At 71.9% G+C, this 17,754-nt stretch carries 19 protein-coding genes; 10 read left to right on the top strand and 9 right to left on the bottom strand.

The genetic code is table 11. The annotated features are described in order from the left end of the window. The first annotated feature begins 30 nt into the window (after positions 1 to 30). A complete protein-coding gene (locus K4B79_RS26080; protein ID WP_232029335.1) occupies positions 31 to 618 on the top strand; it encodes a hypothetical protein in 588 nt (195 codons plus the stop codon). A gap of 9 nt (positions 619 to 627) precedes the next feature. On the opposite strand, the gene K4B79_RS26085 is transcribed toward K4B79_RS26080, so the two are convergent. From K4B79_RS26085 to K4B79_RS26105, 5 genes are all read right to left on the bottom strand, one after another. Beyond that, a complete protein-coding gene (locus K4B79_RS26085) occupies positions 628 to 1,002 on the bottom strand; it encodes a hypothetical protein (protein ID WP_232029336.1) in 375 nt (124 codons plus the stop codon). 19 nt (positions 1,003 to 1,021) lie between these two features. Further along, positions 1,022 to 1,585 (bottom strand): roadblock/LC7 domain-containing protein, encoded by a 564-nt coding sequence (locus K4B79_RS26090; RefSeq protein ID WP_232029337.1) that lies wholly within the window; start codon positions 1,583 to 1,585, stop codon positions 1,022 to 1,024. Positions 1,586 to 1,625: 40 nt separating this feature from the next. Further along, positions 1,626 to 2,462 carry a transcriptional regulator gene (locus K4B79_RS26095; protein WP_232029338.1) on the bottom strand — a complete coding sequence of 279 codons (837 nt, stop codon included), beginning with the start codon at positions 2,460 to 2,462 and terminating at the stop codon, positions 1,626 to 1,628. Next, positions 2,459 to 2,920 (bottom strand): hypothetical protein, encoded by a 462-nt coding sequence (locus K4B79_RS26100; RefSeq protein WP_232029339.1) that lies wholly within the window; start codon positions 2,918 to 2,920, stop codon positions 2,459 to 2,461. Before K4B79_RS26100 ends, K4B79_RS26095 begins: the two co-directional genes overlap by 4 nt. 169 nt (positions 2,921 to 3,089) lie before the next feature. Next, positions 3,090 to 4,496 (bottom strand): diaminopimelate decarboxylase, encoded by a 1,407-nt coding sequence (locus K4B79_RS26105; protein ID WP_232029340.1) that lies wholly within the window; start codon positions 4,494 to 4,496, stop codon positions 3,090 to 3,092. A 154-nt stretch (positions 4,497 to 4,650) separates the two neighbouring features. Between K4B79_RS26105 and hutU the strand changes: the two genes are divergently transcribed. Genes hutU through hutI form a run of 4 tightly spaced genes read left to right on the top strand, consistent with a single transcriptional unit; the run spans position 4,651 to position 10,155 of the window. After that, positions 4,651 to 6,315 (top strand): urocanate hydratase, encoded by a 1,665-nt coding sequence (gene hutU / locus K4B79_RS26110; RefSeq protein ID WP_232029341.1) that lies wholly within the window; start codon positions 4,651 to 4,653, stop codon positions 6,313 to 6,315. Continuing rightward, positions 6,312 to 7,529 (top strand): allantoate amidohydrolase, encoded by a 1,218-nt coding sequence (locus tag K4B79_RS26115; protein ID WP_232029342.1) that lies wholly within the window; start codon positions 6,312 to 6,314, stop codon positions 7,527 to 7,529. Before hutU ends, K4B79_RS26115 begins: the two co-directional genes overlap by 4 nt. Beyond that, positions 7,526 to 8,863 carry a formimidoylglutamate deiminase gene (locus K4B79_RS26120; RefSeq protein WP_232029343.1) on the top strand — a complete coding sequence of 446 codons (1,338 nt, stop codon included), beginning with the start codon at positions 7,526 to 7,528 and terminating at the stop codon, positions 8,861 to 8,863. Before K4B79_RS26115 ends, K4B79_RS26120 begins: the two co-directional genes overlap by 4 nt. Next, positions 8,860 to 10,155, top strand: coding sequence for an imidazolonepropionase (gene hutI, locus K4B79_RS26125; RefSeq protein WP_232029344.1), 1,296 nt, complete (start codon positions 8,860 to 8,862; stop codon positions 10,153 to 10,155). The genes K4B79_RS26120 and hutI overlap by 4 nt, the downstream gene beginning before the upstream one ends. Here the strand turns inward: hutI and K4B79_RS26130 are convergent. Continuing rightward, complete coding sequence (locus K4B79_RS26130) at positions 10,141 to 10,329, bottom strand: DUF397 domain-containing protein (protein WP_232029345.1); 189 nt, start codon at positions 10,327 to 10,329, stop codon at positions 10,141 to 10,143. The genes hutI and K4B79_RS26130 overlap by 15 nt on opposite strands. A gap of 8 nt (positions 10,330 to 10,337) precedes the next feature. Beyond that, on the bottom strand, positions 10,338 to 11,189 hold the full coding sequence (locus K4B79_RS26135) for a helix-turn-helix domain-containing protein (RefSeq protein WP_232029346.1): 852 nt from the start codon (positions 11,187 to 11,189) through the stop codon (positions 10,338 to 10,340). Positions 11,190 to 11,368: 179 nt separating this feature from the next. Between K4B79_RS26135 and K4B79_RS26140 the strand changes: the two genes are divergently transcribed. Further along, the gene (locus K4B79_RS26140) at positions 11,369 to 11,782 is read left to right on the top strand and encodes an ATP-binding protein (protein WP_232029347.1); all 414 of its coding nucleotides are present in this window, start codon (positions 11,369 to 11,371) and stop codon (positions 11,780 to 11,782) included. A 33-nt stretch (positions 11,783 to 11,815) separates the two neighbouring features. Beyond that, positions 11,816 to 12,718 carry a hypothetical protein gene (locus tag K4B79_RS26145; RefSeq protein ID WP_232029348.1) on the top strand — a complete coding sequence of 301 codons (903 nt, stop codon included), beginning with the start codon at positions 11,816 to 11,818 and terminating at the stop codon, positions 12,716 to 12,718. 4 nt (positions 12,719 to 12,722) lie between these two features. Here K4B79_RS26145 and K4B79_RS26150 read toward each other — a convergent pair whose 3' ends face one another. Both K4B79_RS26150 and K4B79_RS26155 read right to left on the bottom strand, forming a co-directional pair. Continuing rightward, positions 12,723 to 14,279 (bottom strand): RICIN domain-containing protein, encoded by a 1,557-nt coding sequence (locus K4B79_RS26150; protein WP_232029349.1) that lies wholly within the window; start codon positions 14,277 to 14,279, stop codon positions 12,723 to 12,725. Positions 14,280 to 14,487: 208 nt separating this feature from the next. Next, positions 14,488 to 15,417 carry an RNA polymerase sigma factor SigF gene (locus tag K4B79_RS26155; RefSeq protein WP_232029350.1) on the bottom strand — a complete coding sequence of 310 codons (930 nt, stop codon included), beginning with the start codon at positions 15,415 to 15,417 and terminating at the stop codon, positions 14,488 to 14,490. Between the two features lie 238 nt (positions 15,418 to 15,655). Here K4B79_RS26155 and K4B79_RS26160 point away from each other — a divergent pair, with 238 nt between their 5' ends. The 3 genes from K4B79_RS26160 to K4B79_RS26170 all read left to right on the top strand — a co-directional run bounded on the left by K4B79_RS26160 (position 15,656) and on the right by K4B79_RS26170 (position 17,725). Further along, the gene (locus K4B79_RS26160; RefSeq protein ID WP_232029351.1) at positions 15,656 to 16,042 is read left to right on the top strand and encodes an STAS domain-containing protein; all 387 of its coding nucleotides are present in this window, start codon (positions 15,656 to 15,658) and stop codon (positions 16,040 to 16,042) included. A 224-nt stretch (positions 16,043 to 16,266) separates the two neighbouring features. Next, positions 16,267 to 16,803, top strand: coding sequence for an ATP-binding protein (locus K4B79_RS26165; RefSeq protein WP_232029352.1), 537 nt, complete (start codon positions 16,267 to 16,269; stop codon positions 16,801 to 16,803). Between the two features lie 202 nt (positions 16,804 to 17,005). Then, on the top strand, positions 17,006 to 17,725 hold the full coding sequence (locus K4B79_RS26170) for an LPXTG cell wall anchor domain-containing protein (protein WP_232029353.1): 720 nt from the start codon (positions 17,006 to 17,008) through the stop codon (positions 17,723 to 17,725). Positions 17,726 to 17,754: the final 29 nt, after the last annotated feature.

Below are 17,754 nucleotides of genomic sequence, written 5' to 3' on the forward strand. Positions count from 1 at the left end.
GGCTGTGCCGAGGCGACGAGGAGGCGGAACGTGGCACGCGCGGGAGCTCAGGGACTGGCTCGGGTGGCGGTCGTCGTACGGGCCGGAGCCGCGCCGATGTGGTGGCTCGGGGTGTGCGCGGCGGGCATCGGCGTCCTGGTACCGGGACTGACCGGCCGCCGGATCGGTGTGATGGCCGGAGCGGCCCTGTTCATCATCGGGGCGGCGGTCGTGGCGTACGGCCGTCGCAGGCGGTACGTCGCCCTGGCCCGCTCGGCCGTCCGCGCCGGCAAGCACGACATCCTCCAGGACCGTGCGGTGAGCGTCCGCACCTGGCGGCGCGGACACCGCTGGTGGCTGTTGCTCGCCTTCGCGGCGGCGCTGGGCAGCGCGTTCGCCGTGCCCGCGGCGGGCGGCATGCTGCTCGCCGGGTGCGGGACGGGGCTCCGGCTGAAGGCCGCCTGGCTCGGGCGGCGCGAGCGGGACGGGGACGCGCTGCTGTGGGTGCGGGTCGACTGGCTCGCCGCGGGCGGCGGCCGACCGGCCGGCAAGGCGGTCAAGGGCTACCGCAGCACGGGCATCGCGGCGGGCGACGCGGCCCCGGGCGGAGCGCGCCGCCGCACCGCGGCCCTGGTGTAGCCGGGCGGCTCAGACCTCCAGGTCCTCCTCGATCTTCCGCAGCTGGTGGCGGGCCATCGCGAGGTTGGACCGCTTGGCGTCCAGGACCAGGTAGAGGAAGAGACCGTTGCCGCCGCGGCCGCTGATCAGCCGGATCAGGTGGTACTGGTCGGACAGCGTGATCAGGATGTCCTCGATCTGGGCCTTGAGCCCGAGGTGCTCCATCGTGCGCATCTTGGCGCGGACCACGTCGGTGTTGCCGGCGGCGGCGACATTGAGGTCGAAGCCCTTGCTGCCGCCCAGCGTGCCCAGCGCCATCCCGCTGGTGTAGTCGACGAGCGCGACGGCGGTGGAGCCCTCGATGGAGGCGAGCGCCTCTTTCAGGCAGGTTTCGGTGTTGGCCATGACGATTCCTCGGTTCCTCTCAACTTTCGGTGGTACGCGCCGCCGTCGGTGCGGCGGGCGTCTCGGGGGTCGCGGTACGTGGGTTCGCGGTACGCGGGGTGGCCGCGGGCTTGGGCTTGGCCGTACGGGGCGCTCTCTTGGTGGCGGGCTTCGGTGCCGGTGTCTGGGCCGCCGGTGTTGCTGTCGGAGTCGGTGTCGGAGTCGGTGTCGGCTCTGCCGTGTCGAGAAGCTCCCCGATCCGCGCGGCGGCCCGGCGGCCCTCCAGGCGCAGGCGGCCGACGCTCACGCCGTCCTCGGCGAGCAGCGTCAGCAGGGCGGCGCGGCCCGCCGGATACGCCGCCACATAGCCGTGGACACCGCGGACGAGCAGTTCGCGGACCTCGCCCCGGCCGGCCGCGTCGGCCAGTCCCGTGGCGAGGGCCTGGGCCTCCGCGGTGCGTTCGGCGACCGCCTCCGGGGCGACGCCGGGGGTGTCCCGGGCGAGGACGAGTCCGTCGGCCCCGGCCGCGAGGGCACCGGTCAGCTGGGGCACACGCGCCCTCAGCCGCCGTAGCTCCTCCTGTATTTCGGCCTCCGCCGCCATCAGGTCTCTCCTCTCGGCGCGGATCCGCTGCCGCTGTCGGTCAAAGGGCCTCCAGCGCATCCCTGAGCCTCTTCAGCAACGTGATGTGGGGGTCGACGGCGTCGGCCGGGATCCCTTCGAGCGGGTCGGACGCCTCGGCGGGGGCGGGCTCGCGGGCCGCGACGACTCCGGCCGCCGCCATCCGCCGCAGGTCCACCAGGGTGTGGAAGGCCGGGCGGCCCAGGCCCCGCGCGATGTCCGTCGCCGTGCGGACGTCGTCCAGTTCGGCGAGGACCGCGCGCTGGCGGACGGTGGACGGTGGGGGCGTGGCCCGGTGCGCCCGGGTCAGGGGCCGTTCGTCGGTGGCCGGGTCGGGCCAGATGCGGTGCAGCAGGTCGCGGCGGCGCAGGGTCTCGCGCTCCAGGGCGGCCACCGGTACGGGGCAGCCGCAGTCGGGGCCGTCCTCGGCGGCGTAGCGGAAGCGGCCGGGGGTGCTGCTGGGGGCGAGGGTGAAGTACGCGGCGTCGTACAGCGCGACCAGTCGGCACAGCTCCAGTGCGCCGGGCGCGAGGAGCCCGCCCTCGACCAGCCGGTGGCCCGCGTGATGCCGGTCCCCGGTCTCGGCCAGCGCCTGCCGCCAGACCTCGCCGTCGAGTGTGCCCCGGGCGGTGAGCAGGACGTCCAGGCCGGGCGCGGCCGGGCTCTCGGCGTCCACCACCCGGCCCCGGGAGAGCCGCAGCGTGCCGCGTTCGCGGACGAGGACGCCGGTGGCCCGCTCGGCGGCGAGCCGGGTCAGCATCGGGGAGCCGCCGCCCCAGCCCCGGTCCCGGGCCGCGGCCTTGTCCCGCGCGGGCAGCCGGGGCGGCGGGGCGGCCGGGGTGGTCCTGACGGCCGTCATTCGAGCACCAGCCGTCCGGCCATCTCGCCGAGCCGGATGCGGGCCAGCGCGAGATTGCCCTCGGCGCGGGTCAGCCACAGGTGCAGGCACACGCTGCTGTCGAAGGACGTCCGTACGAACCGCAGCAGGTGGTAGCTGTCCCGGTTGCTGATGATCAGGTCCTCGATCGGCGGATCGTCTCCGCCGAGGGGATTCCCGCCGGGGGTGCCGCCTTCGTGGATGCCGACTTTGTGGGTGCCGCCTTCGTGGGTTCCCCCGTCGGCGCCGGGCGCGAAGGCGTGCTGTTCGGCGGCGAGCCGGGCCAGCTCGGCGGTCTCCACCGCGGCCGCCTCCTGGTCACCGCCCGGGGACTCCCCGACGGTGCCCAGGGCCAGCCCGCTGGTCCAGTCGACCAACGCGGCGCCCCGGGCACCGGGCAGTCGCATGGCCTCCAGCAGGCACTCGTCGATTCCGGGCACCGTGGCTCCCCTCCTGCGTGGGCTTCGGCCGAGTGACGACGAAGCTACGCACCGTGTGCGGGAGGGGTGAGGGTTCTGGCATTTTCCGGTGGAACATGCTCCCGGGGGCTAATGTGGGTCAACTGTCCTCATTTTCAGGCCAGTTGATCAGCGGGGCCACCGGCGCACGTCAGTCGCTTCCGGGTGCGCGAAGAGTGGTGAGTGACCCGGCGTGCGCCCCTCCGGACTCGGCCACGATCTCCTGGACTGTCTGCGGCTCCCGCACGGTCGCGAACACGACACCGCCGTCCCCGTCCGGCGCGTAGCCGTAGATCCCGGGCCGGGCCAGGGAGTTGTACGCGTAGTGGTGCGCGAAGTAGTACGCCCCCGTGTCCAGCGCCGCCGCGTAGTCGCCCTGCTGGAGCAGCGGCAGCGGGCGTTCCCGGGCGAGCAGGTCGCCGGCGAAGCATGCCGGCCCCGCCACGTCCTGGACCACGTCGGGCCCCTCCTTCGGCCGCCCCTTGCCGTCGTAGGCGGCGATCCTCAGCGGCCACGCCCCGGGCGCGTATACCGTCCGGGTCGCCACCTGCACGCCCGCGTGGGTCACCGCGACCGGCCGTCCGCCCGCGCTCTTGGCGTACTCGACGCGGGCCACCACCGTGCCGTGCTTGGCCAGCAGCGACCGCCCGAACTCGGTGACCAGCCCGTACCGCCCGTCGAACAGCCCCGGCACCGCCTCCTTCAGCGCCCGCGCGTAGTCCGCGTACGTCGGTGTCGTCACGTCCGAGGCGAAGTTCACCGGCAGCCCCCCGCCGATGTCGATCGTGTCGATCTGGGGCCGCCCGATCCGCCGGTTGATCTCCTCGGCGAGCGCGTAGGTCTCCGCGACGCCCTGGACGAGCAGGGCGAGCGGGATGCCCTGCGAACCGGTGTGCGCGTGCAGCCGGGACAGCCACGGCCGCTCCGCGTACGCCCGCACCACCCACTCGCGCGCCCCCTCGTCGCGCAGCGCCACCCCGAACTTCGAGGTCGCCGTGGCCGTCGACGTCGCCTCGATGGAACCCCCGCCGACCTGCGGATTGACCCGGATGCCGAGCGGCGAGCGGCTGGGCGCGGACCGCATCAGGGCGTCGATACGGTCCAGCTCCTGCGGATTGTCGGCGTTGACCGCGATCCCCAGCGCCAGCGCCTCCCGCAGCTCGGCCGGCGTCTTCGCGGGCGAGTCCAGGACCGTCCGGCCCGGCGCCACCCCCGCCGCCCGCGCCAGCGCCAGTTCGCCCGGACTCGCCACCTCCGCGCCGATCCCCTCGTCCCGCAGCAGTCGCAACACCGGCACCAGTGGGGTCGCCTTCACCGCGAAGGCGTGCAGCACGGGTGTGCCCGGCGCGGTGACCTCGTCGAAGGCCGCGCGCAGCAGCGCCGCCGACTCCCGGATCCCGGTGACGTCGAGCAGGCCGACGATCGGGGTGTCCTGCCCGAGCAGACCCTGCTCGACCGCGGCCCGCACCGCCTCGTCACGGCGCACGGCCCGCGCCGCGTCGCTGTCGTCCCGGCCCTGTGCGATGCCGCTGTGCCCGTTCCCGTTCCCGTTCATCATGTCCCCGTCCTCCACGCTCACCCGGCCGGTGAAACATCCGTTCCCCACCGAGCCTGACGCGAGAACGTATTGACTAGTTCTATTCATGAAGTCAGGATGTGAATAACGACAGCAACAGTCCGCCGCGCCGGCACCAGTCCCCAGGAGGCAGCCCATGTCAGGACCCCGCCCCGTCCGAGCCCCGCGAGGAACGGAACTGAGCGCCCTGGGATGGCAGCAGGAAGCCGCCCTGCGGATGCTGCAGAACAACCTCGACCCCGAGGTCGCCGAGCACCCCGACAAGCTCGTCGTGTACGGCGGCACCGGCAAGGCGGCCCGCGACTGGCGCTCCTTCGACGCGATGGTCCGCACCCTGAGGACCCTCAAGCAGGACGAGACCATGCTCGTCCAGTCCGGCCGCCCCGTCGGCGTCATGCAGACCCACGAGTGGGCCCCGCGCGTCCTGATCGCCAACTCCAACCTCGTCGGCGACTGGGCCAACTGGGAGGAGTTCCGCCGCCTGGAGGCCCTCGGCCTCACCATGTACGGCCAGATGACCGCCGGTTCCTGGATCTACATCGGCACCCAGGGCATCCTCCAGGGCACCTACGAGACCTTCTCCGCCGTCGCCGCCAAGAAGTTCGGCGGCACCCTCGCCGGGACCATCACCCTCACCGCCGGCCTCGGCGGCATGGGCGGCGCCCAGCCCCTCGCCGTCACCATGAACGACGGCGTCGCGATCTGCGTCGACTGCGACCCGCGCGCGATCGAGCGGCGGATCGAGCACCGGTACCTGGACGTGCGGGCCGACAACCTGGAGCACGCGCTCCAGCTCGCCGTCGAGGCCCGTGACGCCCGCCGGCCGCTCTCCATCGGCCTGCTGGGCAACGCCGCCGAACTGCTGCCGCGCATGCTCGCCGAGGGCGCGCCCATCGACATCGTCACCGACCAGACCTCTGCCCACGACCCGCTGGCCTACCTGCCGGTGGGCGTGGCCTTCGAGGACATGGCCGACGCGGCCGCCAAGGACCCGGCCGGCTTCACCGAGCGTGCCCGGGAGTCCATGGCCCGCCATGTGGAGGCCATGGTCGGCTTCATGGACGCCGGCGCCGAGGTCTTCGACTACGGCAACTCCATCCGCGGCGAGGCCCAACTCGCCGGTTACGAGCGGGCCTTCGCCTTCCCCGGCTTCGTGCCCGCCTACATCCGGCCACTGTTCAGCGAGGGCAAGGGCCCCTTCCGCTGGGCCGCCCTGTCCGGTGAGGCCTCCGACATCGCCAAGACCGACAAGGCGATCCTGGAGCTGTTCCCGGAGAACGAGTCCCTCGCCCGCTGGATCCGGATGGCCGGCGAGCGCGTCCACTTCCAGGGCCTGCCCGCCCGTATCTGCTGGCTCGGCTACGGCGAGCGGGACAAGGCCGGCGAGCGGTTCAACGACATGGTCGCGAGCGGCGAACTGGCGGCCCCCCTCGCCATCGGCCGCGACCACCTCGACTCCGGTTCGGTGGCCTCCCCCTACCGCGAGACCGAGGCCATGCTCGACGGCTCCGACGCGATCGCCGACTGGCCGCTGCTGAACGCCATGGTCAACGTGGCCTCCGGTGCCTCCTGGGTCTCCCTCCACCACGGCGGCGGCGTCGGCATGGGCCGGTCCATCCACGCCGGGCAGGTCACGGTGGCCGACGGCACCAAGCTGGGCGGCGAGAAGATCCGCCGGGTGCTGACCAACGACCCCGGGATGGGCGTCATCCGGCACGTCGACGCCGGGTACGACATCGCGAAGTCCGTCGCCGACGAGCGGGGCGTGCGCGTCCCGATGCGTGAAGGTGACGACGCGTGACCTTCCACAGCATGTGGGCGGAGCTGCTGCCGCTGGGCCGCAGCTCCACCTCCGGCGGCTACCGCCGCTACGCCTGGACCGGCGCCGACCTCGACTGCCGGGCCTGGTTCCAGGAGCAGGCCGAGACCCGCGGGCTCACCCACGAGGTGGACCGCAACGGCAACCAGTGGGCCTGGCTCGGGGATCCCGCGGCCGGGGACGCCGTCGTCACGGGGTCGCACCTCGACTCCGTGCCCGACGGCGGGGCCTTCGACGGGCCCCTCGGGGTCGTGTCCTCCTTCGCCGCCCTGGACGAACTGCGGGCCAGGGGAGCGGAGTTCACCAGGCCCCTCGCCATCGTCAACTTCGGCGACGAGGAGGGCGCCCGCTTCGGGCTCGCCTGCGTCGGCTCCCGGCTCACCGCCGGACAGCTCACCGTCGAGCAGGCGCACAAGCTGACCGACGCCGAGGGCATCACCCTCCCGCAGGCCATGCAGACCGCCGGCTACGACCCGGACACCCTCGGCCCCGACCCCGAGCGGCTCGCCCGCATCGGCGCCTTCGTCGAACTGCACGTCGAGCAGGGCCGCGCGCTGGACCTGTCCGGCGACCGGGTCGGCATCGCCAGCGCCATCTGGCCGCACGGACGCTGGCGGTTCGACTTCCGCGGCGAGGCCAACCACGCGGGCACCACCCGGCTGGTGGACCGGCGCGACCCGATGCTGTCGTACGCCGAGACCGTGCTCGCCGCCCGCCGGGAGGCCGAACTCGCCGGTGCCGTCGCCACCTTCGGCAAGATCGCCGTCGAGCCCAACGGCGTCAACGCCATCCCCTCCCTGGTGCGCGGCTGGCTCGACTCCCGCGCCGCCGACCAGGAGAGCCTCGACGCCGTCCTCGGCGGCATCGAGAAGGCGGCCCGCGCCTACGCCGACGCCCACGGGATCGACCTCGACATCGTCCGGGAGTCCTTCACGCCCGTCGTCGAGTTCGACCACGCCCTGCGCGACGAACTCGCCCGCATCCTGGGCACCGGCACCGAGCTGAAGGTGCCCGTGCTCGGCACCGGCGCCGGACACGACGCCGGGATCCTGTCCGGGAGCGTCCCGACCGCCATGCTGTTCGTGCGCAACCCCACCGGCGTCTCGCACTCCCCGGCCGAGTTCGCGGCCGAGGACGACTGCGTGGCCGGGGTGCTCGCCCTCGCCGACGTACTGGAAGGACTGGCGTGCAGGTGACCTCGAAGACGTACTGGCTGGAGCACGCCTGGCTCGACACCCACGTCGAGCCGGGCGTCGCCCTGGAGGTCGCGGACGGCCGCATCACCGCCGTCCGCACGGACGTGGAGACCCCGCCCCCGGGCGCCGAGATCCTGCGCGGCCTCACCCTCCCCGGCCTGGCCAACGCCCACTCGCACGCCTTCCACCGCGCCCTGCGCTCCACCGTCCAGGTCGGATCCGGCACCTTCTGGACCTGGCGCGAGGTCATGTACACCACGGCCGACCGGCTCACCCCGGAGACCTACCACGCGCTCGCCCGGGCGGTGTACGCGGAGATGGCGCTGGCCGGCATCACGGCCGTCGGCGAGTTCCACTACGTGCACCACGCCCCGGGCGGCACCCCGTACGCCGACCCCAACGCGATGGGCGAGGCCCTGATCGCGGCCGCCGCCGACGCCGGTGTCCGCATCACCCTCCTCGACACCGCCTACCTTTCCTCCGGCTTCGGACAGCCGCCCACCAGCCACCAGCTCCGCTTCTCCGACGGCAGCGCGGACGCCTGGGCCGAACGCTGTTCAGTTCTCAAGGAACGGGATCACGCGCGGATCGGTGCCGCCGTCCACTCCGTACGGGCCGTGCCCGCCGACCAGTTGGCGACCGTGGCCCGCTGGGCCGAGGAGCGGGGCGCCCCGCTCCATGTGCACCTGTCCGAGCAGACCGCCGAGAACGACGCCTGCCGGGACGCCCACGGCCGCACCCCCACCCAGCTCCTCGCCGACCACGGGGTCCTCGGCCCGCGCACCACCGGCGTCCACAACACCCACCTCACCGCCGAGGACATCGCCCTGATCGGCGGCTCAGGCACCGGCACCTGCATGTGCCCGACCACCGAACGGGACCTGGCGGACGGCATCGGCCCCGCCGCCGACCTCCAGAAGGCGGGCTCACCCCTCTCCCTCGGCTCCGACAGCCACGCCGTCATCGACCTGCTCGAAGAGGCACGCGCCATGGAGCTCAACGAGCGCCTGCGCACCCGTACCCGAGGTCACTGGACGGCGGCGGCCCTCCTGCGGGCGGCCTCGGCCGACGGCCACGCGGCCCTCGGCTGGGACGGCGCGGGCACCCTGGAGCCGGGCGCGCTCGCCGACTTCACCACCATCGCCCTGGACTCGGTCAGGACGGCAGGGCCGCTTCCGCGGCTCGGAGCCGAGACGGCCGTATTCGCCGCGTCGGCAGCAGACGTGTCGCACACGGTGGTGGGAGGTCGGCACGTCGTACGGGACGGGGCACACGCCCTCGTACCGGATGTACCGAAGGCCCTCGCGGACGCGGTGTCAGCCCTGCGCGGATGACGCCGGGCCGCCCACTCGCGCGGCCCTTCTCAGACCCCGACCCCCACCCCACCGCCGCCCAGGCCACCGAGGACGCCATGAGCAACGCGACGACCGTCAGCCCCGCCCACTCCGCGAGCACCGCGAGCACGCTCATCACCAACATCGCCGCCCTGGTCACCAACGACCCCTCCTCCGGTGACAAATCCCCCCTTGGACTGATCCAGGACGCGGCCGTCGTCATCGAAGGCGACCGCATCGCGTGGACCGGTGATCAAAGCAAAGCACCCGCCACTGACAATCGGGTCGACGCCGGCGGCCGGGCCGTCCTCCCCGGCTTCGTCGACTCCCACTCCCACCTCGTCTTCGCGGGCGACCGCACCCAGGAGTTCAACGCCCGTATGTCCGGGCGGCCCTACAGCGCGGGCGGCATCCGCACGACGGTCGCCGCGACCCGCGCGGCGACCGACGCCGAACTCGAAGCCAACCTCACCCGCTACCTCACCGAGGCCCTCCGCCAGGGCACGACCACCTTCGAGACCAAGTCCGGCTACGGCCTCACGGTCGCCGACGAGTCCCGAGCCCTGCGCATCGCGTCCGCGCACACCGACGAGGTCACGTACCTCGGCGCCCACATCGTCTCCCCCGACCACGCCGACGACCCCGCCGCCTACGTCTCCCTCGTCACCGGCGAGATGCTCGACGCCTGTGCGCCCTACGCCCGCTGGATCGACGTCTTCTGCGAAAAGGGCGCCTTCGACGGCGACCAGGCCCGCGCGATCCTCACGGCGGGCAAGGCGAAGGGGCTGCACCCGCGCATCCACGCCAACCAGTTGTCCTACGGCCCCGGCGTGCAGTTGGCTGTGGAGCTGGATGCGGCGAGCGCCGACCACTGCACGCACCTGACGGACGCGGACGTGGACGCGCTGGCCAGCAGTCGTACGGTCGCCACCCTCCTCCCCGGCGCCGAGTTCTCCACCCGCGCCGAGTGGCCGAACGCCCGCCGCCTCCTCGACGCGGGCGTCACGGTCGCCCTGTCCACCGACTGCAACCCGGGCTCGTCCTTCACGTCCTCGGTCCCCTTCTGCGTCGCCCTCGCCGTCCGCGACATGGGGATGACCCCGGACGAGGCGGTCTGGTCCGCGACGGCGGGCGGCGCGGCGGCCCTGCGGCGCGAGGACGTCGGCCGCGTGACGCCGGGCGCGTACGCCGACCTGATCCTGTTGGACGCGCCCAGCCATGTGCATCTGGCGTATCGGCCGGGGGTTCCGCTGGTTGCGGGCGTGTGGCGGCGGGGGCTACGCCAGCTCTGACTTCAGGGCGCGTATGAGGTGGGCCAACGGTGCGGTGGTGGTGGTGAGTTCGGTGTCCGGGGTGTCGCTTTCGCGGAGGTGGAGGGTGGTGGGGGTGGCGGCCACTTCTACGCAGGTGTCTCCGTCGCTCCCGTCGGAGAAGCTGGACTTCTGCCAGTGCCTTGCCTGGGCCATGCGGGTCCTCACAGTTCCTTCGCCACCCGGTGGATGAAATCCCGCGACTGCGCGGGGGCGAGTGACGCCTTGCTCACCTTAAGGAGCAGGGTCCGAAGCCGTTGCAGCTGAGCTTCGGCATCGATGGGGCCCTTGTTCACGGGAGCGTCCCGGAGTCCGGTGTCCAGTCTTGGCACCGGGCCCCCGAGGTACATCATCGCGGCTCCACCGCCGGCGAAGTCGTCCTGGTCGACGGGGATGACGCGTACGGTGACGTGGTCCCGCTCGCTCAGATCGAGCAGTTGCTTGAGCTGCGCGTGAGCGACGCGGCGGTCGGAGACGCGGATGCGCAGAGCGAACTCGTGGACGATCGCCTCGTAAGGGGTGGGCTTGTCTCCCTCCAGGACCGTGCGGCGCCGCATCCGGTGTTCGACCCGTGGTTCCAGCTCGCTCGGCGGCAGGCCCGGATTCATGTACGAGAACACCGCGCGGGCGTAGTCCGGAGTCTGGAGCATCCCCGGCACGTGGATGATGACCACGTCGTGCAGGAACGTCGCGTGGTGCTCCAGCTCGGCGACGTCGAGGAACGGCGTTGGCAGGACGCCTCGGAAGTCTTCCCACCAACCCCGCGTGCGATCGGTCGCCATCGCCACCAAGGCGTCGATCAACGCCTCGTCCGTGCAGGCGTAGTGGGCTGCCAGTCGGCGTACGCGTTCCGCGCTCACACCGGCCAGCCCGGCCTCCACCTGGCTGATCTGGGCCGACGTCGAGTTCAACAGCCCTGCCACCTCACGGGCCTTCAGGCCAGCCGCCTCCCGCAGGCGGCGCAACTCGGTGCCCAGGCGCACCTGTCGTGCCGTTGGCTGGCTCCTTGGCGCCATGCGTCCCTCCTCGTTCGGGCGTCAGATTACGGCATCGGCTTGCGCGAGGAAAAATTTTTGCTCTACCGTCAGTGACGCGAACTTCACGCTGCGGAAGCGCACCGCTCCGTCCTGCCACGACGGCTGCGGCAATGCCACCGCCCTCACCCGACCTCTCCCCACCCTCTTGGAGCTGACGCATGCCCGAAAACGACGCCGAACCCTGGGAGTACTCCCTCTCCATCCCCAACGACCCCCGAGCCGTCACCGTCTGTCGCCGCACCCTCCGCCTGATCCTCACGATGCACGGCCTGATCCGCCTCGCCGACACAGCCGAACTCCTCGCGACCGAGCTGGTCGCCAACGCCGTACTGCACACCGAGGGCCCCGCCACCCTCCGCGTCCGCTGGTCGCCCGGCGTCCTGCGCATCGGCGCGTGGGACGCGGATCCCGAACCCCCCGAACCGCCGGGCGAGTTGACGAGCCTCGTGGACGCCGAGGCGGGCAGAGGTCTCGCCCTGATCCGAGCCTGTGCCGACGTCTGGGGCTGGCAGCCGCTGTCGAGGTACGGCAGCCGCGGCAAGTACGTGTGGTGTGACCTCGTCGCCGCCTAGATCGTTGATCACATCGGACAGAAGGGAGAGCTGATGGTCAGCTCGTCGCACGAGGCGCTGCACCGGATCTTCCAGAAGGATCCCGCGCTGCTCACCCGCGCCTTGCAACATGTCTTAGGAATCCCGTTCCCCGAGCCGCGTGAATTCGCCGCGATGAATGTGGACCTCACCGAGATCGAGCCGGTCGAGCGGCGGGTGGACACGTTGCTGCGAGCGGAAACCGACGAGGGTGTCTACCTCCTGGTCGTCGAGTCACAGGGGAAGAAGGACGAGGGCAAGCGGCGCAGCTGGCCGTACTACCTGAGCTATCTGCACGCGAAGTACCAGTGCGACCCCGTGCTCATCGTCATCACCCAGAACAGTGCCACGGCCCGCTGGGCTGCCGAGCCGATTCATCTCGGGGTACGGGGCTGTCCGTCCCTGACGGTGCGCCCGCTCGTGCTCGGCCCGGACAATGTGCCGGTCATCGCCGACGAGCGGGAGGCCGAACGGGACGTACCTCTCGCGGTGCTTTCGGCGATGACACATGGCCGGGGGCCGATGGCCGCCGCCATACTGGAATCCCTGGCAGCCGCCCTGCGGACCATCGACGCGGAGAGTGCCGCGGCCTTCGTGCAGTTCGTCGATTCCTGCCTGGCCGACCCCCAGGCGCAGCAGATGTGGAGGGACCTGATGACGGCGATCAACTACTTCTGGCGGCACCCGTTGGCGGAGCAGGTCCGCGAGGAGGGGCGCGAGGAGGGGCGCGAGGAGGGCCGGGCTCAGGAGCGGGCGGAGAGCGTGCTGCGTACGCTGCAGTGGCGTGGGATCGACGTCCCAGAGGCCGTCCGTGACCGCGTGTTCACCTCCACCGACATGGACGAGCTCGGCACCTGGCTCGAACGCTCCTACCAGGTGGACGACGCCTGGGAGCTGTTCAACGGCGGCGGCTCCTGAGCCGTCAGCCCGCCCCCGCCCGCCACCGCTGATCCGCCCGGCCCGTCTCCCTCACCAGGGATACCGAGCCGCCCCCGCCGGGCGTCACCGCGAAGTCCGGGGCCACCGCCGGGCGGATCACCCCCGCCGCGTCGACGGCGAAGCGGAGGTTCTGGGCGTTGCGGCCCTCCAGGGAGGCGCACTCCCAGATGCCGACGCCGTCGTCCGTGGCGCCGCGGCTGTCGAGGCAGAAGTCGGGGTCGGCGTAGGACTGGAGGGCGCCGCGGGTGGAGTCGACGCGCCAGCGTTGGGTGGGGGAGGTGGAGCAGGGGGACGTGATGACGTCCGTGCCCTTGGAGAGGTCGGCGTCGCGGATGTCCAGGCAGCGGCCCGAGGAGACGTTGACGACCTGCGCGTAGGCCGTGCCGGGCGGCGGTGTGGGCGCGGCGGACGGGGGCTTCGTAGGGCGCTTGGAGGGTGTCCTCGAAGGAGTCGGGGAAGGGGAGGCCGACGCCGTCGTCGGGGGTGGCGAGACCGTCACCGTCACCGGGGGCGGGGCCGGTGGTGTGCTCACCGCCGCTCCCGTCGCCCCCGTCGACTCCCGCGGCGACGCAGAGTCCCCCTGCGTCAGCAGGAAGGCCAGCAGGGGCGCCAGCGCCACCCCCAGCGCCGCGGACGTCAGCAGCAGGCGACGGGGCGGCGGCTGCCGAGGGCGCGTCGGAGCGGTACGGGGGCCTGTGCCGACCTCCGGCACGTCCTTGCCGCGGTCGCGGTTGCGGTTGCCGTACGACGTCCCCGCCCACGGCAACAAACCCTCCACCAGCGCCCCGGGCGGAGCGTCCCGCAGGGCGGACAGTTCCTCGTGGGCTGTCGTGCAGTGGACGCAGTGCGCCATGTGGGACCGCAGGTCGGCGCTCTCGCGCGGGCTGTCCGGGCGTACGGATTCGGAGATGAGGCGGCGGAAGTCGGCGCAGTGGGGATCGGTGGAGGCGGCGAGGCGGGAGCGGAGGCAGGCCTGGGAGAGGGCCTGGAGGGCGCGGTCGGTGTCGTGGGCCGCGTCCTCGGGGGAGAGGCCGGTGTACGCGGCCGTGCGACCGGGCGGCTCCTGCTCCACCACGCCGTACCAGAGCAGGCCCTGCGCGCGGGGCGGCAGGGACTGGAACGGGGCGAGGAGGGGTGGGAGCGGCGGATCGTCGGTGGCTGTGGAGTTCAGGACCAGGAGGAGCGTCGGGTCCAGGCCGGCCGCGCGGGCGTCCGCCGCCCAGGTCGCCGCCTCCCGGACCGTCAGCAGCAGGAGCCGGTGCCGCCACGGGACGCCGGGATCGATGCCGCGTGCCGTCTCGCGGGCGGCCAGTGTGAAGGCCTGCGCCGCGAGCTGCCGGGCCGGTGTCTCGCCGGTGGCGCACAGGCGGGCGTAGGCCAGGACGGACGGGTGGTGGCGGGCGCGGAGTTCCTGGAGGGCCTGGTAGGCGGTGGCCGAGTCCGCGCGCAGCAGGTCGGTCAGGCGCGTGTCGGAGGCATCGCCGTACGCACGCCCGAACGCACCGCCCCCGACCTCGCCGGTCCCGTCGGCCCGAGCCATGACCCACCCTCCCCGCCAGCTCCGTCCCTGACGGACCGGTCAGTCTGTGAAGGGTGCCCATAGTGGTCGAGGGGGCCCGGAGAGAAAAGAGGTTCCCCCGGGTAACAGAAACTTTTGAGCCGCCGCGCAACAAGCCACACAGCAACCCGGCCCCCGAAGGGCCGGGCTGCCCGTGGCGGATGCGCGACCCCGGCGGACGCGGCCGCCGTCACTCCTCGACCGTCAGCCCCTTCCGCAGCCGCACCAGCGTCCGCGACAGCAGCCGGGACACATGCATCTGCGAGATGCCGAGTTCGTCGCCGATCTCGGACTGGGTCATGCCCGCGACGAAGCGCAGGGAGAGGATCTTCCGGTCCCGGGAGGGAAGTTCGGCGATCAGCGGCTTCAGGGACTCGACGTACTCGATGCCTTCGAGCCCGTGGTCCTCGTAGCCGATGCGGTCGGCGAGGGCGCCCTCCGCGTCGTCCTCCTCCGGCTGGGCGTCCAGCGAGGAGGCGGTGTACGCGTTCGACGCGGCCATGCCCTCGACGACCTCGTCCTTGGACAGGCCGAGGCGCTCGGCGAGTTCGCCGACGGTCGGGGCCCGGTCCAGCTTCTGGGCCAGTTCGTCGCCGGCCTTGGCCAGGTCGAGCCGCAGCTCCTGGAGCCGGCGAGGGACGCGCACGGACCACGAGGTGTCGCGGAAGAAACGCTTGATCTCCCCGACGATGGTTGGCATCGCGAAGGTGGGGAACTCCACCCCTCGGCTGAGCTCGAAGCGGTCGATCGCCTTGATCAGACCGATCGTGCCCACCTGGATGATGTCCTCCATCGGCTCACTGCGTGAGCGGAAGCGGGAGGCGGCGAACTTGACCAGGGCGAGGTTCAGTTCGACGAGCGTGTTGCGGACGTACGAGTATTCGTGGGTGCCTTCCTCGAGCGACTCCAGCCGCGCGAAGAGGGTCTTGGACAGGGCCCGTGCGTCCACCGGCCCCACCTCGTCGTACGGTGGGATCTCCGGAAGCCCGGCGAGCACGTCGTCGACTTCGTGACGTACGTCGCTGTCCTGCTCGATGGGATCCAGATGTTCCGGGGGGGATGTCGACGTCGCCTCATGGGTATGCGATGCGTCGAGCCGGGGTGACATGATGTCCTCCATCGTTCTCGGCATATGGCTGCCGAAGCCAATTCGTGCACTGCGGTGTGCGGCGCCTCCAAAGCCGGCCGTGTCGGGTACGTGTCTCTACTAGCCCTACCCGCTTTCCCGAGCCCGCCGCAAGTGCGTTATGTGTGGTTATGTCCGTTTGTGGGCGGTTGTTCGGGTGTCAGAGGGTGTGGAGAAGGCGTAGTGTTCGAGGGCGTCAGTCAGCAGTCAGGACGTCGGGAGAGAGAGACGCATGGACCGCGGGACGGTCGGCAGCGCACAGTCGGGCCGGCTTCTGGTTGAAGTGCGCGAAGAGGGCTCCAGTGCTGTCGTGACCCCGGCGGGTGAGTTGGATCACCACACCGCCGATCTGTTGCGTGAGCCACTCGAGGACTGCCTCGCGAAGGGATTCAGTCGACTGGTGGTCGACTGCGCACGTCTGGAGTTCTGTGACTCGACCGGACTGAACGTACTGCTGGGCGCGCGGCTCAAGGCTGAGGCCGCCGGGGGTGGTGTGCATCTCGCCGGCATGCAGCCGGTGGTCTCGCGTGTGTTCGAGATCACGGGGGCGGATGCGGTCTTCACCGTGCATGACACCCTTGAGGCCGCCCTGGCCGGCGAGTCGGGCGAGACCGGCTGATCCGCGTGACCGGCCCGGGGTGCTGTCCCACCCGTCCCCCCTGCGATCGGCGTTTTCGGGTGTCACGCCTTTTCGTGCCGAATACGGGGGTGTTCGTCCGGTCCGGTCGGGCAGGAGACATCCGTACTGACTGTGCGGCGGCCGACACGGGGACGGGTCGGCCGCACCGACCGTGCAGTGACCTTTTGAATCGTGAACCGGTGAATCGGTGAGGTGAAGCGCTGATGAGCACCACCCGGCCTTACCCGCCGGGCGACCGCGGCCCGGAGCCGAGCGGCGCTTCCGGGGCGTCCGAGGGGGGCGTGCCCACGACCGGGGCGTCCGACGGGGGCGCAGACGGGTCGTCGGGGGGCAGCCAGGCCCGCAGGCTGAGCTTCGACGGGCAGAGCGGTGTCGTCCCGCTCGCCCGTGACTTCACCCGCCAGGCGTTGTACGCGTGGGGATGGCTGCCGGCCGCTACCGCGGATCAGCGGGCGGCGGCGGAGGATGTGCTCCTCGTCGTCTCCGAGCTGGTGACCAACGCGTGCCTGCATGCCGAGGGGCCGGACGAGCTGTGGATCGCCTGCGACCGGAAGGTGATCCGGGTCGAGGTCTCGGACAAGGGGACGGGGCAGCCGGCGCCGCGTAGCCCTCACCGGGCGGGGCGGCCGGGGGGGCACGGGATGTTCATCGTGCAGCGGCTTTGTCTGGACTGGGGGGTTGTGCGGACTCCTGGGGTGGCCGGGAAGACGGTGTGGGCTGAGTTGGGGGCGCCTGCCTAAGGGGGTGGGTGCGTCCCTTTGTCTGGCGGCTGCGGCGTCGCTGTGGCTTGTCGCGCCCACGCGGCGGAGCCGCAAATCGATACAGCCCCGCGCCCCTATCGGGGCGCCTTTGTCATCCCTTTGTCTTCCCTCCTTACGTGCCCCGGCGTACCTTGACGGCCGATCTGATGTGCCGTCAGGAACGAGTAAGGGGAGCGGAACCGTGTCGTACCCGAAACGAACCGCCGCGCTCGCGTCCGTCGCGGCCCTGGCCGGCTCGGTGGTGCTGATGGCCGCCCCCGCAGCCAACGCCGAGGTCGTGAACGTCAACTACCGCTGTGAGACGCCGATCGGAGTGAAGACGGCCGTCTCGCCCATCGACATCGAGGGCGTCGAGGACGGCGCTGGTTACAAGATCACCATGTCCTGGCAGAAGGGCGTCTCCTCCAGCCCGGTCGACCTCGGCAAGGGCGCGATGAACCCGAGCGCCACCATCAAGCTGGGCGGTGCCGACAGCGGCACCCTGAACGTGACCGGTCCCGCCAACCAGGCGACGGTCCCCGCCAACACCCCCATAAAGATCAACGACCTGAGCGGTACGTACACCCCGAAGAAGACCGGCAAGGTCACCTTCACCGCGGGTGTGCTCACCATCAAGGCGCTCGGTACGACGACCACGTGCACGCCGACCAACAGTCCGGGCCCGTCGCTGAGCCTGGACGTGACGGCGGCGGGCGGATCGGGATCGGGTTCGGGGTCCGGATCCGGCTCGGGTTCCGACGGCACGCAGAACAACAGCGGCGCGGGCGACGAGCTTCCGCAGACCGGGCCCGAGGACTCCGCGATCGCCCTCGGCACGCTCGGCGGCACGGTGCTGCTGGTGGGCGCGGCGGGAGCGCTGTGGCTGACCCGGAGGAACCAGGCGGCCCGCGTCCGCCGCTGATCCCGTCGTGCCTGACGACAGCTGGAGCC

This window comes from Streptomyces lincolnensis (assembly GCF_021173675.1).
Lineage (GTDB): Bacteria > Actinomycetota > Actinomycetes > Streptomycetales > Streptomycetaceae > Streptomyces > Streptomyces lincolnensis_B.